The sequence below is a fragment of the Paracoccus sediminilitoris genome (assembly GCF_003259195.1).
Classification (GTDB): domain Bacteria; phylum Pseudomonadota; class Alphaproteobacteria; order Rhodobacterales; family Rhodobacteraceae; genus Paracoccus; species Paracoccus sediminilitoris.
Genome location: NZ_QJPK01000002.1, coordinates 102,571 through 120,887, shown reverse-complemented (window position 1 = coordinate 120,887; position 18,317 = coordinate 102,571). Strand labels below are relative to the sequence as shown.

Here is an 18,317-nt window from a genome sequence, read left to right as displayed (position 1 = left end):
CGTCACGCCGCCAGCATCCGCCCCGCCTGCCGCAGGTCCTCCAGCAGTTCGGCCCGCGCCGCCGCCGCGCGATCATCGGGCAGGCGCAGGATCAGGCTGGGATGCCATGTGATCAGCACCGGCCCGCCATCCAGCCCGGCCTGCACCCTGCCCCGGCGCGGCGTCAGAGGCGTCCTGTCACCCGTCAGCGCGAAGGCCGCCGTCGCCCCCAAGGCCACGGTCAGGTCGGGGGCGACAAAGCCGCGTTCGATCCCCAACCACCAGCGGCACTGTTCGATATGGGGCCGGTCCGGCGTCTGGTGCATCCGGCGCTTGCCGCGGGGGGTAAAGCGGAAATGCTTGACCGCATTGGTCAGCCAAGATTTGTCGGGGTCGATATCGGCCTGGGCCATGGTCTGGCGCAGCAGCTGTCCCGCGGGACCCACAAAGGGGCGCCCGGACAGATCCTCCTGATCGCCCGGCGCCTCGCCCACCAGCATCAGGCGGGCATCGGGATCGCCCTGCCCCCAGACGGTCTGGGTCGCGGCATGGCACAGCTCGCACCGTGTGCAGCGGGCGGCCTGGTCCTGGGCCTGCGCCAGCGTTTCGGGGGGCGTGTCCTGCGCAGGCTGGCGGATGCGGGCCGTGACCCTGGCGGCAAAGGCGGGCGCATCGCTGGCGCCCGCGTCGCGCATTGCCTGCACGCGACGGGGCGCGTCGGCCAGCATCTGCGGGATCAGGTGCGTTTCGGGCAGATTCTTCCAGTATTTGATCGGCATCTCGGACCGCATGGCGTTGGTCTTGATGCGCGCCGGATTGAAGATGTTGGCGAAATAGGTCTGCCACAAACCGTGATTGGCATCTGGCGGCAGGTCGGGACGGGGCGCGGGCGGGTCATAGGCGATGGCATCGCCGGTAAAGCGGGCGATGCCTTCGGGTGTGGCGATCAGCCAGTCCATGTCGGCGAAACGCTTGGCAAAGAACGGTGTGGCGGCCTGCAGAATCAGATGCTCAGGCTCGAACCAGGCGCCGAAGCTGCGGCGCGGACCGTCCGAGGGCAGTTCGTGGAACCGCACGAAAGCATGCATCTTGTGGATGTCGCGGCGCACGGATTTCGCCAGCCGGTTCAGCCGGTCCATCAGCGGATCGGCAGGGTTGTCCAGAAAGCCGCGATCGGATTGGGCGCGCCACAGTGCGGCATAGATCAGAGACCATCGTTCAGGGTCGGAATGGTTGGCGACGGTGCGGGCCAGTGTCAAATAATCCTTGGTCGCCTTGACCTTGGCATTGCCCGCCGGCGGCATCGGGTCGCTGCCAAACAGATCGGCAGGCGCATCGGTGTCGGCCCAAGTGATGCGGTCGGGGGCGATGCCCGCGCCGACCAGAGCGCGGGCGGCGTCGCGCCATGCCTCGAACCGGTCGAAACGGGGCAGATCGACCCGGATCATCCAAACAGCGACAGCTGTTCGGGTGCAGGGGCAAAGCGGGCGCGCAGGCTATCGCTGTCGGTCAGCGCGCCGGGATGCCAGTCAGGCAGCGTCACGAAGGGCTTCGCTTTGGACATGATCGCCCCCATTCGCAACAGATCGGCATAGCGCAACGCACCGCTGCGCCGGGCGGCCAAGATGCGGCCCACGGTCTTGGTGCCGAAACCCGGCACCCGCAGCAGCATGTCACGGGAAGCGTTGCGCACATCGACGGGAAACTGCCCCCGGTTCGCCAAGGCCCAAGCCAGCTTGGGGTCCACGGCCAGGTCCAGATTGCCCGAAGGATGGGCCGCGCCGATCTCCTCGGCGTCGAAGCCGTAAAAGCGCATCAGCCAGTCGGCCTGATACAGACGGTGTTCGCGCATCAAGGGCGGCTTGATCAGCGGCAGCGCTGCAGAGGCATCTGGAATAGGGCTGAAGGCCGAATAATAGACCCGCTTCAGATGATAGCCCGAATAGAGGTTCGACGAGGTCTTCAGGATGTCCCGATCCGTCGCCGCATCCGCCCCGATGATCATCTGCGTCGATTGACCGGCGGGGGCAAAGCGCGGCGGGCGCTTGCCGGTAAAGGTTTTTTCCTTGGCGGCCTCGCGGCCCAGACGGACATCGGCCATGGCGGCGCGGATGGTTTCGGGGCGCTTTTCAGGGGCCAGCTGGCGAAGGCTGGCATCCTGCGGCAGTTCGACATTCACCGACAGGCGGTCGGCATAAAGCCCGGCCTCGGCCACCAGTTCTGCACCGGCGTCGGGGATGGTCTTCAGATGGATGTAACCTTTGAAGCCGTGATCGACCCGCAGCATCTTCGCGATGCGGACCATGTCGCCCATGGTCTGATCGGGGCTGCGGATGATGCCCGATGACAGGAACAAACCCTCGATCATGTTGCGGCGATAGAATTCCAGCGTCAGGTTCACGACCTCTTCGGGGGAAAACCGCGCGCGTTCGACATTACTGCTGACCCGGTTGATGCAATAGGCGCAGTCATAGATGCAGAAATTCGTCATCAGGATCTTCAGCAGGCTGATGCAGCGCCCGTCCGGCGTATAGGCATGGCAGATTCCCGTCCCCCCCGCCGAGCCGATACCCCCCGACCGCGAATCGCGGCGCGTCGTCCCGCTGGAGGCGCAGGATGCGTCGTATTTCGCCGCGTCCGACAGGATCGCCAATTTCTGATCAAGGGTTCTTTGGGCCATACCATGACTATATGTTCCGCTTATGTTCCAGACAAGCCGCCAAAGCTGAAACAAACTGCGCGGAACTGTCACAGCGGCGCGATCGTTGCCCGCGATGCCATCCTACAGACGTGATGTGCAACGGTTTCGCGAAAGGATAAGATCGAGGTCATGAACATTCGCTCACTCGCACTTGCGCCCGCCCTCCTCATCGGTCTTGCCTTCCCGGCCTTGGCCGAGCGTATCTCGCTGTCCGAGATTTCGCGTTATCTCAACGGTTTGTCGACGGTGACCTCCGAGTTTACCCAGATCAATCCCGACGGCACGGTGTCGACCGGCACGGTCTATATCCACCGTCCGGGCCGGGTGCGCTTTGAATACGACAACGACAACACGCTGGTCCTGGCCTCGGGCGGCAACGTCGCGGTCTTCGACAGCAAGTCGAATGGCGGGCCGCAGCAATACCCTCTGTCGCAGACGCCGCTGTCGATCATCCTGGACGCGAATGTCGATCTAGGCCGCGCCAACATGGTCACCGGCCACAGCGAAAAGGACAACGCCACCATCGTGACCGCGCAGGACCCGCAGCGTCCGCAGAACGGCAACATCCAGATGGTCTTTTCCAACCCGACCGAGCTGCGCCAGTGGATCGTCACCGACGATAGCGGCCAGAAGACGACGGTGATTCTGGGTGAGATGACCAAGGGCGGATCGATCCCGTCATCGCGCTTCTCGATCCAGTCCGAGATGAACCGCCGCTGATCGATTGCGCCCATACAATTGCGTGATTGACCGAACGGGGTCGCCGCGCAAACCTGCGGCCCTCATCCTTTCAAGGCCGCAGCCATGTCCCAGAACGCGCGCATCTTCACCCCCATCCTGATCGGCGGATCGCTGATCCTGCTGATCAACTTTGCGCTGCGCGCCAGCTTCGGCGTCTTTCAGATCCCCATCGCCGCCGATTTCGGCTGGCCGCGGGCTGAATTCAGCCTGGCCATCGCCATCCAGAACCTGGCCTGGGGGATCGGTCAGCCGATCTTCGGGGCGCTGGCGGAACGCTGGGGCGACCGATGGGCGATTATCCTGGGGGCCGCGCTCTACAGCCTGGGGCTGATCCTGACCGCCTTTGCCACCACCGCGGCCGGCATCCAGCTGCTGGAGGTGATGGTCGGTTTTGGCATCGCGGGCACCGGCTTTGGCGTCATCCTGGCCATCGTGGGCCGCGCCGCCAGCGACGAAAACCGCAGCCTTGCCTTGGGCATCGCCACCGCGGCGGGGTCGGCGGGCCAGGTCTTCGGCGCCCCCCTGGCCGAGATCCTGCTGGGCTTCTACAGTTGGCAATCGGTCTTCATCATCTTCGGCGTCATCGTCCTGACCACGCTGCTGTTCCTGCCGATGCTGGGCGACGGCAAGCCCGCCACCCGTGGCCAGCTGGAGGACAGCCTTGGCACGGTGCTGAAGCGCGCCTTTCGCGATCCGTCCTATCTGATGATCTTCGCGGGCTTCTTTTCCTGCGGCTATCAGCTGGGCTTCATCACCGCCCATTTCCCCGCCATGATCACCGAGATGTGCGGCCCCATAAACCCGGCGGGCATCCTGGCCGGGCTGGGCATCACCACGACCTCGGCCCTGGGGGCGGTGGCGATCTCCATGATCGGGCTGGCCAATATCGCGGGGGCGATCCTGGCGGGCTGGCTGGGGAAACGCTACAGCAAGAAATACCTGCTGGCGGGCATCTATACCCTGCGCACCATCGCCGCCGCCGCCTTCATCTTGGCACCCATCACGCCGGGGTCGGTGATCCTGTTTTCGCTGGTGATGGGGGGGCTGTGGCTGGCGACGGTGCCGCTGACCTCGGGGCTGGTCGCGTATATCTATGGGCTGCGTTACATGGCGACGCTCTATGGCTTCGTCTTCCTGTCCCATCAGATCGGGTCCTTCATGGGCGTCTGGCTGGGGGGCTGGCTTTACGACGTCTCAGGGGACTACCTGCTGGTCTGGTGGATCGGCGTGGGCGTCGGGGCCTTCAGCGCCCTGATCCACCTGCCCGTCCGCGAGGCCCCTGCCCGCGTGCCCTTGGCGGTCTGACGCCATCCGTTTGACGCTGCGTCAAGGCTTGCATAGGGTCATGACGCCGACATTCACGCCATGACCAGATGGGACCCATGACCATGATTGCACGACCGACACTGGCCCTTGCTGCAGGGCTTGCCATGACGACCGCAGCCGCCGCACAGGCGCAGGATGACTGCAAGGTCTCCGAATTCACCATGGGCCTGCGCTATCAACAGCAGTCGGCCGAAGTGCGCGCCTTGCAGACGCAGGCCTACAACATCGCCACCATGCGTCTGGATGCCGCCGTCGAGGGCGCCGAGGACCCCGCCAAGCTGGCCGTCGTCACCGATCTGGACGAAACCGTCATCGACAATTCCGCCTTGCTGGCGCGCGATCTTGCCGATTGCCACATGTATGACGCGTGGGACACCTGGCTGCCTTGGGAACGCGACGGCATGCCGACGCTGATCCCCGGCGCGATGGAATTCCTGACCCATGCCGACGATCTGGGCGTGACCATCCGCTATGTCTCGGACCGTTCGGACGAACAGAAGGTCGATACGATGGCCACCCTGACCGCCCTGGGCCTGCCGCAGGTCAGCGAGGAATCGGTTCTGCTGCTGGGCCCGCCCAAGGTCGAACGGCGCGAGATTGTCAGCAAGGATCACCGGATCGTTCTGTTGCTGGGCGACACGCTGCATGATTTCGACGGCGGCTTCCGCAAGACCCCGCTGGAGGATCAGCGCAATCTGGTCACCGAACAGGGCGACAAATGGGGCGCGGAATGGATCGTCTTTCCCAACGCCGGCTATGGCACCTGGTCCGAGGCGCCCCTGACCGAATGGGCCGCCGAACCCGTTGTCGAGCCTTGGGAATGACATGACCCGCCAGCCCCACGACCACGCCATCGCCGTCCGCTATCAACAGGCCTCGGCCGAGATCCGCGCGCTGCAGCGCCAATGCTATGCGCTGGCCACGCTGCGCCTGCGTCAGGCGGTGGATGCGGCGGGGGGCGGTGCGGGGCTGGCGATCCTCAGCGATATCGACGAGACGATCCTGGACAACAGCGCCGTCATGGCGCTGGCCATGCATCACGACGCCATGTTCGAAAGCCTGGAGACCTGGAAGCTGTGGGAACGCGAAGGCGACCCGCATCTGATCCCCGGCGCGGCCGCCTTCTTTGATCTGGCAGACCAGCTGGGCGTGACGATCTTCTATGTCTCGGACCGGTTCGACGAAAACAAGCTGGCCACCATCGCCACCCTGTCCAGGCTGGGCCTGCCCCAGGTCCATGACCGCCATGTCCTGCTGTTCGGCCCCCCCAAGGCCGAACGCCGCGCCGCCGTCGAACGCGATCACCGGATCATCCTGCAGCTGGGCGACACGCTGCATGATTTCCACGGCGCCTTTGCGGGGGCGGCATTGGACGATCAGCACAGGCTGGCCGAACATCATGCCGACCGCTTCGGCCAGGACTGGATCGTCTTTCCCAACGCCGCCCATGGCACCTGGATGAAGGCCGATCTGCGCCCTTGGGAGGTTCCTCGGATCCCCGCCTGAGGCGCGCCGCCCGCGATATGGCATCGCCCCGCCCTTTCATGCTATCGGCATGGCTGGGCGATGCCCTTGGGCACGGTGCCACGGATTGCGCAGGATTGGGGACTGAATGATGATACTTCTTGTCGGCGCCGGATTGTCCGGTGCAGTGATCGGCCGCCAGTTGGCCGAGGCCGGCCATGATTGCCGCATCATCGATGCGCGTCCCCATATCGCCGGAAACTGCCACACGGAACGCGACGCCGAGACCGGCGTCATGATGCATGTCTATGGCCCCCATATCTTCCACACGGATGACGAGGCGGTCTGGAATTACGTCAATGATTTCGCGACCTTCATGCCCTTCCAGAACCGCGTCAAGACGACGACGCAGGGCGCGGTCTATTCCCTGCCGATCAACCTGCTGACCATCAACCAGTTCTTCGGCCAGACCATGCGCCCCGACGAGGCCCGCAGCTTTGTCGAATCCAAGGCCGACACGACGATCACCGATCCCCGGACTTTCGAGGAACAGGCCCTGCGCTTTGTCGGCCCCGAGATGTATCGCGCCTTCTTCAAGGGCTATACCGAAAAGCAGTGGGGCTGTTCGCCGACGGAACTTCCGGCCTCGATCCTCAAGCGCCTGCCGGTGCGCTTCAACTATGACGACAACTACTTCTTCCACCGCTTCCAGGGCATGCCGCAGGACGGCTATACCGCGATGGTGCAGGCGATCCTGGATCACCCGCGCATCACCGTCGAACTGGACACGCCCTATACCCCCGAAATGGGCGAAAAGGCCGATCACGTCTTCTGGTCGGGATCGCTGGACGGTTATTTCGACTACCGGCTGGGGCGCCTTGGCTATCGCACATTGGATTTCGAACGCTTCGATTATCAGGGCGACTATCAGGGCTGCGCGGTGATGAATTACGGCGACCCCGAGGTCCCCTATACCCGCATCACCGAACACAAGCATTTCAGCCCTTGGGAAACCCATGACGGCAGCGTCTGCTATCGCGAATTCTCGCGCTTGGCCGAACTGGGCGACACGCCCTATTACCCGATCCGTCTGGTCGAGGAAAAAGCCTTGCTGGCCGATTACGTCCAGATGGCCCGCGACACCCATGGCGTGACCTTCGTCGGTCGCCTGGGGACCTATCGCTACCTCGACATGGACGTCACCATCCGCGAGGCCCTGGACACCGCCCAAACCTTCCTGGCCCAATCCGCCGAAGGTCAACCGATGCCCGCTTTCGTCGCGGACCCCAGCTGAAGAACGGGACATGCCGGATCGGGACCGATCCGGCATGTCCGTCAATCCGGTCTATTTGTCGCGAAAATGCGCGACCAGTTCCTGCATGAACGGAACGACAAGCCGCTGCATCGTTTGGGTCGCGTCGTCCGGCAAGGACGGCGTCTTCACCGGGGCGGACGGATCGGGCAGAGTGTCCAGAAACAGCTCCTCCCGCCCCATGAAGCGCCGCGCGACGTTGCGATTGCCTTCGGCATAGCCGTCCATGATTCTGCGACGCTCTTCCCACGGGATCATCAGCGTCGTGGCATCCTGTTCCCTGATCTGGCGGTCCACGGCCTCGGCCATGCGGATCAGCTGAAGGCGCAGCTTCATCGGGGCGTCGATGAAGGGAAGGTGCCGGACGAATTCGGATGTTTCGGGTGTCAGGCTGATGTTTTCCCCGCCCGCCTTTCGTAACTCTGCGAAGTTGGCAAAGCCTATGGCATTGCAGAAAGCCGCAATGGGTCCGTCAGGCATCTGACCGCGCTCGAAGACGTAGGGAAGCACGCTGCCTTCACCAAACACCTCTTCAAGGTGATTGATGTAGCGATCATAGTCGATCCAGTGGAACTGTTCCCGGTTGGCCATGAAATCCGGCCAGGGAGTATGGCAAAGTTTACGATCCCACTGACCCTTGACGTTCTGCGCCCACCAGCTTTCCAGCCACAGATCCTGGCGGCGAAGGGCAATGACCACCTTGACGTCGAAATGGTCCCGAAACCCGGCAAGCAGACCAAGGTCGGGACGTTTGCTGACGGCCTCGTCGCTCAGGATCAGACTGTGGATGTCGCAGTCTTGGGCATCGGCCTCCTCCAGCAGCGTTTCGGCAGCATGCGCCACGCTCTGCTTTCCGGCGAAGATGCTGTTGAACAGTCCGATATGCCGTTTGACGCCCAAGGCATGAAGGAAGCCGGACCGCCGCAACGTGTCGCGATTGGCGAACATTGTCGCCTGGATGGCGGTCGTGGCCGTCCGATGCACGCCGAAGTGCAGATAAAGAGTGCGGCGGTTGCCGTTCACCTGCTCCATGTCGTTCAACCCATCTTCACCAGGCTGTTCGCCTTCAGCAGCACATCGAACATGTTGAACTGTTCGGCCTGCGCAAAGACGGCGGCGTCGTCCGAGACCTCGGGGAAAAGATCCTTGAGGCCCGTCGCCGATGGATGTGCCGCCGAGATCGCGCTGTTCATGCCCCGATAGCGATCCATGATCTGTTTGCGGGTCTGGATATCCAGCAAACGCAGGCGTTTCTTGTCCTGCGCCTGCGTGGCGACCTTGTCCAGGCGGATCACGTGATTGATCAGTTGCATGTGCTGCGCGGCGGTCATCGGCAGCGCGTTGCACTGACGCATGAATTCCAGGGCTTCCATGCTGAGATTGGTCTTCTGGTCGATCACGGGCCCCGAGGCCGGCTCGAAGCCCGAGGAATCGGTGATGCCCAGAACGTTCAGGAAATCGGCCCCGACATCGCCATTCTTCATGAACTTGCGGTCGAAGACGCGGATATGGATCGCGTCGGCGGCCTGCTGCCACTGGCTGATCAGGCGCTTGTAATCCAGGAAGGCCAGCTTGCTGGTTTCAAGATACTGGTGGATCGTCTTTTTCAGCCGCGGCTGGAAATCGCGGATCTGCTGGCCATAGAGCGATTCGATGTAATCGTCCTGGCGACGCAGATAGATGATCGGCCTGATCGAGAATTCAGGCAGGAACCGCTTGATCAGGGCGGGGTGTTGGACCCATTCGAACTCTTCGGAACTGATGATGATGTTCTGGTATCTGACCTGCGAGATCTCACGCTTGAAACGTTCCCAGACCGCGATACCGTCCAGCTTTTCCTTGGGTGCCTTGCGGTTGAAGATCGCCTGCCCCAGCCGGTGCTGAGCCTGCGTCACCCGCCCCGACGTGGGGTAGTAGAACCCAAGATCGTTCAGCAGGTCGCTGTTCTTGGCAAGATAATGCTGCAGCCACGTGGTTGCCGTCTTGTGAGTGCCCACATGGATATAAAGGTTCTGCATCGTCATTTAACTTTCTTGTCCCATACTCATACGGAAGGTCTTGGGTGTCACACCCGCTCGATGCGGGGACGGAAGCTGATCCCCTTGAGGATCGCCCCATAGATCTGGCGGCGCAGATCCTTGGGGACATTGGCCCCCTTCATTTGGCGGCGCACGCCATAGGCATAGGCCAGGACGTTGACCAGCCCGCCCTCGCGCCGGCGGAACGAGGCCTCGTTGCGGGCGCCGTACTTGAATTTCCACAGGCTCTTTTCGTCGATCATGCCGAAATTCACGCCCCTGTTGTCGGGGGTGTCGTGCAGCACGACGCTTTCGGGGACGAAGATGCCGGGATAGCTGCGCGCAATGCGGCGGGTATATTCGGCATCGTCGAACCAGATGAAGTAATCCGGGATCGGCAGCCCGTGTTCACTGACCGCCCAACGCGGGATCAGGACCGATACGAAGGAGGCGCTGTCCACCAGCGGCCAGTTCTGGGCGGCGGTGACGAAACGCGGCCAGTCCCAGACCGGGCGCGGGGTGTTCATCTCGCACAGGGTCCCGTCGATCCACTCGACCCGCGAACAGGCAAAGCTGGGGCGCCAGGCGTGGCTTTCCTCGAAGCTGGTGATGGCATGTAGCAGGTTCGCGATGGCGTCGGGTTCGGGATAGGCATCGTCATCCGAGATCCAGAAATAATGCGCGCCCATGCCATAGGCCGCCTTCAGCCCCGCATGGAAACCGCCCGCCCCGCCCACGTTCTTGGGCAGCCGCAGATAGCGCAGGCTGTCGTCGTCGCGCGCCCGCGTCTCCATCAGCGCCTGCGTGTCGTCGGTCGAGGCGTTGTCCACGATCAGGATGATGTCGGGGCGGCGGGTCTGGTGGTCCAGCGCGTCCAGCACCTTCACCAGCTTGGCCGATCGGTTGAAGGTGACGATGATCGCCGCGGTCTTGTTCAGGGCAGGCATGGCGGAAACCTATTCTTCTGTCACGTGAGCCGCGTCGCGATAGACAGGCATCAGGATCTCTTGGGCGGTGGGGTCGGCGGCGATCCGCGACCATGCGGCGTGCAGTTCGGCCTTCTGGCGGTCGCAGAACGCGGCGTCCTTCCAAAGGCGATCGACGACCGAGACGATGCCCTTGACGCAGGCCGCAGGTTCCAGCGGAACCAGCAGATCGGCCGGAACGATCTCGGCCTGCGATCCGACATCGGTTGAAATCGGGATGCAGCCCTGCTCGATCGCCTCATAGCAGACCAGCGCCAGCCCCTCGTTGTTGGAAGGCAGAAGCAGGATGTCGCTGTCGGCCATGATCTGCGGGACGGGTGATCCCGCCGGCAGCAGTTCGACCTTCGAGGTCAGGCCGTATCGCTTCAGCATCTGGCGCAGGGTGTCCAGGAAGGGCCCCTCGCCGATGATGCGGCCGCGCAGCTGCACGCCGTTCGCCACGGCCCATTTGTCCAGGGCGCGCAAGGCCTCGACCACGACGACCGGGCGCTTTTGATAGTAAAGCCTGCCGACGAAGGTCACGCGCAAGGTGTTCTGGCCCGGCGTCATCGTCATGGCCGGAAGCTCGCGCGCAGGTTCCACCCGGTCCAGCATGCGACCCAGCTTCACCTTGCCGATGACCTGGAAATTGTCGCGATAATAATCGACCAGCTCGCGGCTGATGACATGGTGGATGTCGATGAATTCTGACCAGACCCCCGATGTCCGCGGATAGCCCCCGTTCGCGTATTCGACGATATGCGTGCTGTCGATCACCTTGACCCAGGGCAGGATCGCTCGGATCTGCGGCAGCGATTCGTACAGCGGAATGCAGTGGTGGTTGTGGATCAGGCCGATATTCTCGTCCCGGATCAGCCGTTCCACGAAACGCGGCCATTTGTCATGCGCCAGATAGCGGTCCAGCCGGATGAAGGTGACATCTGGGCTGTCGGGCAGGTTCGTCTGCAGCCGCTGCAGGGCGGGCACGCTGGCCACGACGAAGACGCGCAGCCCGGCTTCAAGCGCCCAGCGGATGGTATCGAAGCCCAGCTTCTCGGCGCCGCCCACCTCCAGCCAGTGCATGCCGATCAGGATGGCAGGCTTCTTGTCGCTTGCCGGGCGCGCGGCCGGCGGAAAGTGCCCCGAACCCTCGCCCCGCAACAGACCGCGGCTTGTCATCTTGCTGTCGCGACGCTTTTTGCGCCGCATTTCCGCAAGATAGCGGATCTTTTCATAACCGATCGGCCAGGCTGTGAACAGGCGGGCCAAGGGGCGCACGGGCCGCCAGCTTGCGTCAGTCTGCTTGGCTTCGGTCGGAGTCGGACGGCGGGGAATCGACAGGATGATCGTCACTTCCGGGGAATCCACCCCGGCACCCGGACGGGTGACCCGTCCCAGGTATTCCGGGCTGAGGTGATGCGGGCGGAAGGTGAACGGCCCTTCGATGATGCTGGGTGCACCATGGATCGGATCCTTGCCCTGATAGAAGATGAAGGTCAGCTTCTGCGTGGGATAAAGCCGCGTATAGATCGCCATCGCCTCGGTGATCTCGTGGTCGATATGCGCGCTTTCCGTTCCGAAAGCGGGAGGTGTCATGCTGGTCATGCTGTCTCGGATCTCAATTCGGCTTTCAACTGCCACATCTTCACGAAGCTTGACAGATAGCAGGTCGCCACCGGCGATGAAACTGCCTAGACCCGCTCGGGCGGGGTTGTGCTGCACGGTTGCCCGGACAAGCGCGATCATGCTAACGCGGTCGGCGATCGGCCGGGCTTGATGCGGGTTTCTGCCATTCTATAGCCATGAGTAAGCCGCGAATGCCCCAGCCCCCCATGACCATCGCCGCCGCCGTCGTCACCCATGACAGGCTGCCCAAGCTGGTCGAGACGATCCGACGACTTCAGGCGGAACCGCTGGATCATGTCGTGATCGTCGACAATGCATCGACGGATGGCACTGCGGAATGGCTGGCGGGCCAGGATGATCCACGCATCATGGTGCATCGAAGCGACAGGAACCTGGGCGGCGCGGGCGGCTTTTCCATCGCCATGCAGATCGCGCGGGACCGGACCGATGCGGATTGGGTGGTGGTCATGGATGACGACGGAAGACCCCAGCCGGGGGCCATCGACGCCTTTCGCGCCATGGACCTGTCGGGATGGGACGCGATCGGGGCGGCCGTCAGGCATCCCGACGGCGCCATCTGTGAAATGAACCGCCCCTATCGCAACCCATTCTGGCATATGGGCCGCTTTGCCCGCACGCTGATCCGCATGCCCTTGGGCAAGGGGCGCGCGGGGTTTCACCTGTCGGATGCAGATTACCGGGCGGGCGGTCCGATCCTGCCCGTCGACATGTCCAGCTTCGTGGGCCTGTTCCTGTCCCGTCACGCGCTGTCACATGCGGGCCTGCCTGACCCGCGCCTGTTCATCTATGGTGACGACCAGCTTTACACCTTGCAGATGCGCCGCAAGGGACTGCGCATCGGCTTTGCCCCGGATATCGGGTTCGAACATGACACCCTTGCCCTACAGGGCAAGACGGGGCTGGTCCTGCGTCCCTTGTGGAAGGTGTTCTACATGTATCGCAATGCGCTGATCGCCTATCGCGTGGCGGCGGGGCCGTGGTTCTGGCCCTTGGTGCCGGTGCTGCTGCGAAAATGGCGTCGCAAGGCGGTCGATTACGGCGATGATGCCGCAACCTTCCGGGTCATGCTGAACCTGGCGGTCCGGGACGGTCTGGCCCGCAAGCTGGACCGCCCGCATGAGGAGATCCTGCGTCGTTCGGGATCTGAGTGACCAAGGCTGCGCCCTAATCCAGATGCCCTGCGATTTCGCGGCCCAGGGCAAAGGCGCGCTGTTCCAGGATGACGGGCGTTTCGCAGACATAGGTCAGCGATTTCTGCCGGTCCTGGAAGATGCGCATGTCCCAGTCCAGCGCCTCTTCCTCGACGTCGATGGCGTCGAAATCAGGGCTGGGGGCGGCCTGCATTTCCTCGAACCGGGTGCGGCGGTCCTTGATGCGATCGGCCAAGGCCACCTGCGCGCGGCCATAGCGTGATATCCCCGCGATCAGCGCGCTGCGATCGCGTTCGATGCGCGTAAAGATCGCCTGCATCAGGGCGGTCAACTGCCGGTCGTCGGCACCTTGGGCAAAGTCGCCGATCAGCGTGGCGGCCTGATCCAGGGGCAGACGGCGCTGTTCCAGCCTTGCGGCCAGCTGGGCGATGGGGGGCGTTTCCGCCAGCTCCATCACCTGTTCGTCCGGCACCGGTCCCGTCCACAGCTGCCCCAGGGACAGGTGCGGCTGCTTGCGCTGGATGCAGGGCCAGTCGGGGTCGCTGCCTATCGCGGCATGGGCGGGTGCCGCAGCCAACAGGGCCAACAACAGGGGAATGCGGATCATGAGGGTCCTCCTTTCCGACGGGCCCAGAGGCCCTTTTGCGGATCATACATGAAGACCGCCGCCCCGAAGAACCCCGCCAAACATCCCATGACCACCGCCAGCGATGTCCAATTCACCTGCAGATAAAGCGCAAAGCGGATCAGTTCGACGGCATGGGTGAAGGGGTTGAAGGCGCAGATGTCATGCAACAGCGGACTGCTTTCGCGCATCCGCCACAGCGGATAAAGCGCGGATGACGCAAAGAACATCGGGAAGATCACGAAGTTCATCACGCCCGCGAAATTCTCCAGATGGCGGATGGCCGATGACAGGAACAGCCCCATCGCCCCCAGCATCAGCCCCGACAGGATCAGCGCCGGGATCACCGCGACATAGCCCCATGCGGGCGGCGTGATGCCCCAGAACCAGGCGATGGCCAGAAAGGTGAAGACCTGGATGATCGAGACGATCACCCCCGCCACCAGCTTGGACCCCAGCAGGAACCAGCGCGGAAACGGACTGACCAGCAGCGTGCGCATGGCCCCGGTTTCGCGGTCATAGACCATCGACAGCGACGACTGCATGCCGTTGAACAACTGGATCATCGCGACCAAGCCGGGGGTCACATAGACTTCGTAGAGGACATAGGTCTGATAGGGCGGCGTGATCGACAGGCCCAGAACCGCGCGGAAGCCGGCGGCGAAGATGAAGAGCCAGACCAGCGGCCGCACCAGTGCCGCCAGAAAGCGTCCACGCTGGTTGACGAAGCGCAGCGTCTCGCGCCGCGCGATGCCCAGAAAGGCGGTCAGCCACCCGGTCACGGTGCCACCCCGGTCATGTCCAGAAAAGCTTGGGTCATCCCCTGCGATCCTGCAATGGCATCGGCTCTGCCCCGGCGCAGCACCTGGCCGCGGTGCAGGATCACCAGGTCGTCGTCGGGGGCAATCTCATCCATGATATGCGTGGCCCACAGCGCCGAGACCCCGTCGCGGGCGATCAGGCGGCGGGTCAGGGCCAGCACCTCGGCGCGGGATTTCACGTCAAGGCCCACCGTTGCCTCGTCTAGCAGCAGCAGGTCGGGGCGATGGATCAGGGCGCGGGCGATTTCGGCCCGGCGGGACTGGCCGCCGGACAGGGCCGTGACGCGGGCATCGGCCTTGTCGGCCAGATCGACCTGGTCAAGCACCTGCGCGATGCGGGGGCGCGCGATGCGGCCCGGAATACCGTGCAGGCTGGCGTGATAGATCAGGTTCTGACGGATCGTCAGGTCCGCATCCATGGCGCGGGTTTGAAAGACCACGCCAAGGCGCGCCAGGGCCTTGGACGGTTCGCGCCGCAGGTCGTGGCCACCCACGCGGATCACGCCGGACCGGTTGTTATAAAGCCGCGTGATCAACGAAAACAGCGTCGTCTTGCCCGCCCCGTTCACGCCCAACAGCGCCGTGAAGCCGCCGCGCGGGACGGTCAGCGAGACATCCTGCAAGGCCTGAACAGCCCCGAAATTATGGCTGACATGGTCGATTTCCAGCGCGGCTGCGGTCATGATTACTGGATGTTGAAGACGGCTTGCAGACTGTCGCCCGTAGAGCCCGGCACTGACAAGGTGTATCGACCGGGCAGCACCGCGACAAAGCTGAGGACCGCCGTGCCGTCGGCATCGAATTCGATGCTGTGCACGCCCATCGGCCGGATCTCGGTATCGCCGATGACGATCTCGTTGATCCAGATCGCGCGGAAGAAGTCACCGCCCGACAGGGCCAGCTCCTGGCTGCCATCGGCCACGATGTTGATGCGATAGTAGCCGCCCGACTTGATCGTGTATTCGCCGCCCGCGACGGGCTGACCGGATGCCAGCGTCAGGGGTGCCAGATCGGTGCGGTTTTCCCGCGCCAGAAGGCCCGAGAAGCCGTAATCGAACATGCCGGTCGCGTCATAGGTCCCCTTGGACGGCGCCTCTTCCTCGTCGTCATCATCATCTTCGTCCGCCTCCACGGCCTCGCCCGATTGGGTGCCCGCCTCGGCGGGTTCGCCCACCACGGCATCGCCGCCGGGGACCTGCTCGGCAGAGGCGTTGGGGGCCGCGGCATCCTGGGCGATGGCGGGCACCGCCAGGATCAGGGCCAAGGCGGCACCGGACATCAGTTTCGTCAGCGTGGTCATGGAATATCTCCTCCTCAGGATATGCAGGGATGCCGGATCAGTCCGGGGCGACGACGACACCCCAGGGCTGCTGCCCCACGGGAACAGAGCGGACGACCTCGTTGGCGGCCACGTCGATGATCGACACGTCGTTGGAATTGCCGTTGGTGGTATAGAGGTATTTCTCGTCCGGGCTGAAGGCCAGCTGCCAGACACGCTGCCCGACCAGCAGATAATCGATCACCTCGTCAGTGGCGGCGTCGATCACGGCGACCCGGTTGGCCGGCCCCAAGGCCACGAACAGCTTGGACCCATCGGACGTCACGCGCGCGCCGACCGGCTGGATCGCCTCGGGCAGGACACCGGGAATGTCGAAACTGATCTTCTTGGTAATCTGTTGCGTGACCGGGTCGATGACGCTGACCGTGCCTCCGATTTCCGAGGTCACATAGAGCTTGCTGCCATCGGCCGTGTATTGGGCAAAGCGCGGGCGGCTGTCGACCAGGACGTTTGCGGTGATCTCATAGGTCTCGGTGTCGATGAAATGCGCCATGTTCGTCGTTTCCGACGTGTTGATCACCACCCGGCCATCGGGGCTGACGCCCATGCCTTCGGGTTCGACGCCGACAGGAATCTCCGCCAGCATCTGGTGGGTCTTGGTATCGACCACGGTGACGATGTTGTCGTCCTCATTGGCGATGAACAGCGGATTTCCCGACGGGTGCAGCACGAAGAGTTCGGGGTCAGGGCCGGATGGCAGGGTGTGCATCTCTTCCATCGTCTGGGGGTCGAAAACGCGCACCAGGTCGTCATCCGACACACAGACGTAAAGCTCGGTTCCATCGGGGCTGATGGCGATGCCGCGCGGCCGGTTGCCGGCGGGATAGGTGCCGATCACCTCGAAGCTTTCGCCGTCCAGCACGGTGATGTCGTTGCTGCGTTCATTGGTGATAAAGACGCGGTTGGCAAGCGCGGGCTGGGCGGCGCAGATCAGCGCCGCGGTGGCAAGCAGATGTTTCATGACGGGTCCTCAAAACGGCATTCGGTTTCGGCGCGGTCCACGCCCAGCGTGTCCAGCTGGCTGGTCTGATGCAGATATTGTTCCTGCGGGCTGACCGAGGTGGTCAGATCGCCCGTGGTCAGCAAGATCGGCTGGCGCACCTGGTGATCCCAGTCGCGCACGGTCAGCGCCTGTCCCTTGAAGCCCGCCACATCGAATTCGGGCGACAGGATGAAATCGCGCAAGGTGTCGGGATCGCCGGAATTGGTACGGGTCGCGGCCTCTCCGATGATGCGCAGGGACAGCCAGGCTTGATAGTCGGCCTCGCGCATGCGGCGGTTGGCCAGGGCCTCGAAGCGGTTCTGGAACTGGGTCGCGCCCCAGGCCTCCATCGCGGGATGCCAGCTGCGGGGGACCAGTCCGGCCGATCCCGCCACGGGGCGTGGATCCCAGGTCAGATAGGGCAGATAGACGGCGAAGACGTCTGCTTCGTCGGCGGTGATGACGATGTCGTGGTCCTCGGCGCGTTGGGTAAAGACAGGCATCTGCGACTGGACCTGCACATGACCACTGTCGGTGCGCCTTGCGCCGCCGGTATCCTCGAATTCGCGCTCCTCGACGATCTCGGCACCGAACTTGGCCGCGGAGCGGCGATAGGCCTCGGCCATGGCCTGATCCTGTGGATGGCTGCCATGGATCAGCATCCAGCGCGGCCAGTTCTTCCACATCAGGAATTGCGTCAGCCCGTCGGCCAACATGGCCCGGCTTGGCGCAACATGGATGGTGTTCATCCGGCAATCGACGCCGCGCAGGTTGTCGCCGCGTGCCATCGCGTTGATCAGCATGGCGCGGTCGCCCACCTGATCGGCCAGCGCCAGCGTGACGTCGTCGTCCGCCATGACCACGATGAACCGGATGTCCTGATCCAGCAGGTCGCGCATGCTGTCGGCCGCCGTGTCTGGCGTCGCGGCCACCGTCACCGTCTGGAAATCCTGCCCCATGAAGCGGCCGGTCGTGTCATTGTCGTCGGTGGCCAGATCCGCCCCGGCAAAGCCCAGATCCTCGGGCGGCAGCTCCAACCGCGATATGGGCGGCAGGCCGGGGTCGTCGACCCGCAGGACGGCGGCGCGAATGACCACGGGTTCCGGTGCCTGGGCATGAACGGGCTGGGCCAATGCGCAGGCACCGGCCAGAATCCCTGTGATTCCCTTGAACATTGATTGTCTCCCTGAAGGACATGGTGATCATCGCGGGGCCTTGCGGCAAGCCGGTTATTGTTCCCGTCCGA

General features: G+C 63.7%; 18 protein-coding genes. 6 read left to right on the top strand and 12 right to left on the bottom strand.

Going from position 1 to position 18,317, the window contains the following annotated elements; translation table 11 throughout:
* Positions 1-2: 2 nt before the first annotated feature.
* Positions 3-1,427 (bottom strand): UdgX family uracil-DNA binding protein, encoded by a 1,425-nt coding sequence (locus tag DKT70_RS04520; protein WP_111558026.1) that lies wholly within the window; start codon positions 1,425-1,427, stop codon positions 3-5.
* Positions 1,424-2,659 carry a putative DNA modification/repair radical SAM protein gene (locus DKT70_RS04515; protein ID WP_111558025.1) on the bottom strand — a complete coding sequence of 412 codons (1,236 nt, stop codon included), beginning with the start codon at positions 2,657-2,659 and terminating at the stop codon, positions 1,424-1,426. The genes DKT70_RS04520 and DKT70_RS04515 overlap by 4 nt, the downstream gene beginning before the upstream one ends.
* Before the next feature lie 150 nt (positions 2,660-2,809).
* Here DKT70_RS04515 and DKT70_RS04510 point away from each other — a divergent pair, with 150 nt between their 5' ends.
* From DKT70_RS04510 to DKT70_RS04490, 5 genes are all read left to right on the top strand, one after another.
* Positions 2,810-3,400: a LolA family protein gene (locus DKT70_RS04510; protein WP_111558024.1), complete on the top strand. Its 591-nt coding sequence runs from the start codon at positions 2,810-2,812 to the stop codon at positions 3,398-3,400.
* An 84-nt stretch (positions 3,401-3,484) separates the two neighbouring features.
* A complete protein-coding gene (locus DKT70_RS04505) occupies positions 3,485-4,726 on the top strand; it encodes an MFS transporter (RefSeq protein ID WP_111558023.1) in 1,242 nt (413 codons plus the stop codon).
* A gap of 77 nt (positions 4,727-4,803) precedes the next feature.
* The gene (locus DKT70_RS04500; RefSeq protein WP_233490419.1) at positions 4,804-5,571 is read left to right on the top strand and encodes a 5'-nucleotidase, lipoprotein e(P4) family; all 768 of its coding nucleotides are present in this window, start codon (positions 4,804-4,806) and stop codon (positions 5,569-5,571) included.
* Position 5,572: 1 nt separating this feature from the next.
* Complete coding sequence (locus tag DKT70_RS04495; protein ID WP_111558022.1) at positions 5,573-6,253, top strand: 5'-nucleotidase, lipoprotein e(P4) family; 681 nt, start codon at positions 5,573-5,575, stop codon at positions 6,251-6,253.
* 106 nt (positions 6,254-6,359) lie between these two features.
* Positions 6,360-7,505: a UDP-galactopyranose/dTDP-fucopyranose mutase family protein gene (locus DKT70_RS04490; RefSeq protein ID WP_111558021.1), complete on the top strand. Its 1,146-nt coding sequence runs from the start codon at positions 6,360-6,362 to the stop codon at positions 7,503-7,505.
* A 51-nt stretch (positions 7,506-7,556) separates the two neighbouring features.
* On the opposite strand, the gene DKT70_RS04485 is transcribed toward DKT70_RS04490, so the two are convergent.
* From DKT70_RS04485 to DKT70_RS04470, 4 genes are read right to left on the bottom strand one after another with little or no spacing between them, the layout of a single operon-like run.
* Positions 7,557-8,555, bottom strand: a complete 999-nt coding sequence (locus tag DKT70_RS04485) for a hypothetical protein (RefSeq protein WP_111558020.1) — start codon at positions 8,553-8,555, stop codon at positions 7,557-7,559.
* 5 nt (positions 8,556-8,560) lie between these two features.
* Positions 8,561-9,547, bottom strand: a complete 987-nt coding sequence (locus tag DKT70_RS04480; protein WP_111558019.1) for a hypothetical protein — start codon at positions 9,545-9,547, stop codon at positions 8,561-8,563.
* Positions 9,548-9,588: 41 nt separating this feature from the next.
* Positions 9,589-10,488 carry a glycosyltransferase family 2 protein gene (locus DKT70_RS04475; RefSeq protein ID WP_111558018.1) on the bottom strand — a complete coding sequence of 300 codons (900 nt, stop codon included), beginning with the start codon at positions 10,486-10,488 and terminating at the stop codon, positions 9,589-9,591.
* Positions 10,489-10,497: 9 nt separating this feature from the next.
* Complete coding sequence (locus DKT70_RS04470; RefSeq protein WP_158529944.1) at positions 10,498-12,102, bottom strand: glycosyltransferase; 1,605 nt, start codon at positions 12,100-12,102, stop codon at positions 10,498-10,500.
* Positions 12,103-12,323: 221 nt separating this feature from the next.
* On the opposite strand from DKT70_RS04470, the gene DKT70_RS04465 reads away from it, so the two are divergent.
* Positions 12,324-13,304 (top strand): glycosyltransferase, encoded by a 981-nt coding sequence (locus DKT70_RS04465; RefSeq protein WP_233490418.1) that lies wholly within the window; start codon positions 12,324-12,326, stop codon positions 13,302-13,304.
* Between the two features lie 13 nt (positions 13,305-13,317).
* Here DKT70_RS04465 and DKT70_RS04460 read toward each other — a convergent pair whose 3' ends face one another.
* The 6 genes from DKT70_RS04460 to DKT70_RS04435 are packed head-to-tail and all read right to left on the bottom strand — an operon-like array spanning position 13,318 to position 18,246.
* Positions 13,318-13,911 carry a hypothetical protein gene (locus DKT70_RS04460; RefSeq protein WP_111558015.1) on the bottom strand — a complete coding sequence of 198 codons (594 nt, stop codon included), beginning with the start codon at positions 13,909-13,911 and terminating at the stop codon, positions 13,318-13,320.
* Positions 13,908-14,711 (bottom strand): ABC transporter permease, encoded by an 804-nt coding sequence (locus DKT70_RS04455; RefSeq protein ID WP_199559528.1) that lies wholly within the window; start codon positions 14,709-14,711, stop codon positions 13,908-13,910. Before DKT70_RS04455 ends, DKT70_RS04460 begins: the two co-directional genes overlap by 4 nt.
* Complete coding sequence (locus tag DKT70_RS04450) at positions 14,708-15,433, bottom strand: ABC transporter ATP-binding protein (protein WP_111558013.1); 726 nt, start codon at positions 15,431-15,433, stop codon at positions 14,708-14,710. Before DKT70_RS04450 ends, DKT70_RS04455 begins: the two co-directional genes overlap by 4 nt.
* Positions 15,434-15,435: 2 nt before the next feature.
* Positions 15,436-16,050: a cupredoxin domain-containing protein gene (locus DKT70_RS04445; RefSeq protein WP_233490417.1), complete on the bottom strand. Its 615-nt coding sequence runs from the start codon at positions 16,048-16,050 to the stop codon at positions 15,436-15,438.
* A gap of 37 nt (positions 16,051-16,087) precedes the next feature.
* Positions 16,088-17,050 carry a YVTN family beta-propeller repeat protein gene (locus tag DKT70_RS04440; RefSeq protein WP_111558012.1) on the bottom strand — a complete coding sequence of 321 codons (963 nt, stop codon included), beginning with the start codon at positions 17,048-17,050 and terminating at the stop codon, positions 16,088-16,090.
* Positions 17,047-18,246 carry an ABC transporter substrate-binding protein gene (locus DKT70_RS04435; protein ID WP_111558011.1) on the bottom strand — a complete coding sequence of 400 codons (1,200 nt, stop codon included), beginning with the start codon at positions 18,244-18,246 and terminating at the stop codon, positions 17,047-17,049. The genes DKT70_RS04440 and DKT70_RS04435 overlap by 4 nt, the downstream gene beginning before the upstream one ends.
* Between the last annotated feature and the right edge of the window lie 71 nt (positions 18,247-18,317).